This is a genomic window from Thermoactinomyces sp. CICC 10521, assembly GCF_016055135.1.
GTDB lineage: Bacteria > Bacillota > Bacilli > Thermoactinomycetales > Thermoactinomycetaceae > Thermoactinomyces_A > Thermoactinomyces_A daqus.
This window is the reverse complement of the sequence record NZ_JAECVZ010000070.1, coordinates 1-3107: the sequence shown is the minus strand read 5'-3', so window position 1 is coordinate 3107 and position 3107 is coordinate 1. Positions and strand designations below refer to the sequence as shown.

General features: G+C 36.4%; 3 protein-coding genes. All 3 read right to left on the bottom strand.

Features of this window, described 5'->3' with window-relative positions:
* Window positions 1-622: 622 nt before the first annotated feature.
* Complete coding sequence (locus I8U17_RS17920) at window positions 623-1030, bottom strand: ISL3 family transposase (protein ID WP_483316481.1); 408 nt, start codon at window positions 1028-1030, stop codon at window positions 623-625.
* Window positions 1031-1095: 65 nt separating this feature from the next.
* Window positions 1096-2091, bottom strand: coding sequence for a transposase (locus tag I8U17_RS17915; protein WP_198059980.1), 996 nt, complete (start codon window positions 2089-2091; stop codon window positions 1096-1098).
* A 123-nt stretch (window positions 2092-2214) separates the two neighbouring features.
* A complete protein-coding gene (locus I8U17_RS17910; protein ID WP_198059979.1) occupies window positions 2215-2769 on the bottom strand; it encodes an HNH endonuclease in 555 nt (184 codons plus the stop codon).
* Window positions 2770-3107 lie beyond the last annotated feature (338 nt).

Here is a 3107-nt window from a genome sequence, read left to right as displayed (position 1 = left end):
GGCCAGTGGTAGAAAGTACTTGGACATGACCGAGTACTTGGAGTGGCGAAAATCCAAAGAAAAACCTCAGCCAAAAGTCACACGCATAAGTTGAACGCCAACTTTTTCTGACCGTGGAAATTTACACATAATTTTGGACTTGATCAACTTTACTGACATTAATCGAAAAAAATCTTCTCAAATTCCTCTCACCATCCGCTTATGTATTTTTTATAGCAATATATTATGTCAAGCGGGAATTGATGGAAAGTGGGGTTTATTACTTATCATAAAAAGTTCTAATCCTTTCATAATTATAATCTTCAGATCAGCGAGGGATTTTTATGTTTTGTTTTATAGCGCTCCATTTTTATTTTGCTTAATTAAACAAACCCACAATCCTTTTTGAAGAGGTCGTGGGTTTGCTAGTATCTTTCCGAACAATCTCTTATGGACGAGTATCTCCTACACAATAACAGTGTATAAAATATATCTAAACGAACAATTTTCTTTTTGATACGTGCCCCCATTGTTACCGCTGGTCTATAATTGGCTCTCCCGCCCGCACTTTTGATGAAACCACTAGAGGCCTGTCATCATTCCCAAGCAGTTAATTTGAAAAAAATGTAAATTAAATTATTGCTTATTCTTGATAAAGAACTCGATTACGAAGTAAATCAAAATTTGCTCGCCCATACATTTGTCTTTTAATGAGTTTTAAACGATGGATATGTCCTTCAACCAGCCCATTACTCCATTCAAGACTGAGAGAGGCATACACAGCGTCAAAATCACGTCGAATCCCTAAAACAAAGCCTTTTAACTCCTGTATTCCGCATATTTCTGCTTCTTTAATCCAATCTTCAAGTTGTTTAGCTTGGCGGCTATCCATAATATCCCAAAAGGATTGCACGAGTTTATATATTGTTCTAATATTTTCATCTGATTCTAGTATTAGTTTTAATATTTCTTTTTCTCTCTCTGAAAGATCGCTTTCTTTCTTCCATATGACCCCCCTCGCAGTGCGAGGGGATATTTTCTGGTACTTCATTTGAGTAACGGGCTTAGAAGCACACTCTTGAATAAGATGTCTGTGATCAGCAACAAACATCCTGACTATGGAATGTCCACCAGGGTATCCTTGATCACGATTTCTCTAAATAACTGCATTGCATTACTGCACCCTTGTTGTAATCGATGCAAAATAAACGGTTTGTATGGATCAAGTAGGCTTTTGCGTTTGGATTTTACTTTCTCCGGCATAGACTCTTTGATATATTTCCTAATTGACTGTCGGCTAATCTTTAAACGACGTGCAATTTCTCGTATAGGTACCCCATCTTGATAAAGAGATTGAACTTCTAAAATACGTTTCCATTTTCGGTCACGGCGCTCTTGTTGTTGTATTTCATTTCTTGTTTGTTTCGACAAAGTATTTTGTTTTCGATGAACAGTTGGTATTACTGATTGAGATTGACAATAGCTGCGGCAAACGAACTTTATGTAAGTAATTTTCCAGGGCATCTCCATTAGGAGGTGCCATCGATCAGCTACTTGTATTGCTTGTGGTGCACCTCTTTTTATTCCATCTGCAGAACGATCACGTGTAACAATAGTGATCGTAGGATATTGCTTTAACCAATTTGCCAATGATTTTGAAGAACGATCTGGAAGTAGATCAATTGGTTTGTGGCTTTCCAAGTCGCAAATAATGGTTCCATATCGATGTCCTTTTTTATAGGCCCAGTCATCGACACCCACAAAGCGAATATCTGAAATATTTTTGGACAATTCAATACGAGCTAAGCGTAGCAAAGTATCGGCACTCGTGCCGATACCTAGTTTTTGAGAAAGACGAGCTCCTGCTTCACCTGAAGAAAGAGCAACATGTTTAAGTGCTTCAAGAAGTCTGTTTGTTTTTCGAGCCCAAGGTTGAATAAAGTTTGAAATACGCTCTGTGTAAATGGAGCGTTTACACAGAGGATTAACACAAAAGAAACACAAGGGGCAGCGTGATTTTGGGTGTATAGACTTCAGGCTAATGGTTATCTTTTCTACATCAACATGCCAATGTTGTAGTCTCGTGTCGCACTTAGGTGAAAGGCTCCCCATTGATGTTCTCCTTTTTTAATGACTAGTGGCTATTTTATGATAACTAAAAATGGGTTTCATCAAAAGTGCGGGAGAGCCAATTTAATCCCGGCGTTGACACCCATGCTCATAGCCAAATTATCACTAACTTTTAAAGACATTCATCCTATGCCAATGAAGATATCTTTTATGTCCTTTCAGTATATTGATTTTAGTTTCCGTATTAATGTTTAATAGTTTATAACTTTCGACATTTAGTAGCTTTGATATTAGTATTTTTCCATCATCATCGAATGAGATATATCCTTTATCAAAGAGTGCATCATGGGAAGGACATAACAGAAAACCATTGAATACATCAAGGCGTTCTTTACTACTAGATTGACTCCAAGGTTTAATGTGACTTGCTATTAGGAGAGCCTCTTCTTTTAATCCACAAATTTTACACGAACAATCCAGTTCTTTCAGTCTCTTCTTAAATTCCCCATGTCCAATTCTTACTTTTAATAATTGCTTTTTTTCAGTTTCTTCTATTTGAGGAATATTCCATAAACGGTTGATGTTATTTTTCTCATAGATGATAATGTCGTCAAAAATATTATATTTAACAATATGTGGAACATGATTTAAAAGAGTTTCGATAAACTTCTCCTCAGAGTATATGCGGTCTTGATATTTTAGTATCCATTGTCTAAACATGTTATATCCTTCATGCCAAATCTCATTAGGAATATTTGGTAACGAAGCAACTTTATTTTTACCTTTGGAAAGTCGGTATGGCTTTATGAACTCAATGAACTTATTAATGATTAGGATATTAGCATATTGAGGATCTCCCCACGCATTTTCGCTTATTTTATTATTTTGGACTTTATCAAAAACATAAGCAATACCAGAAAAACATTGGTAACCTTGACTATCTGTTGTTCGAAATAAAAGTTATAATGACCCCATACGCTTCCAGACGAAAGATAAAGTATAATGGAAGGAAGCAAGAAAGGGGTCGTTTTTTATGGGGCGGCGAAAATGGACTGCTG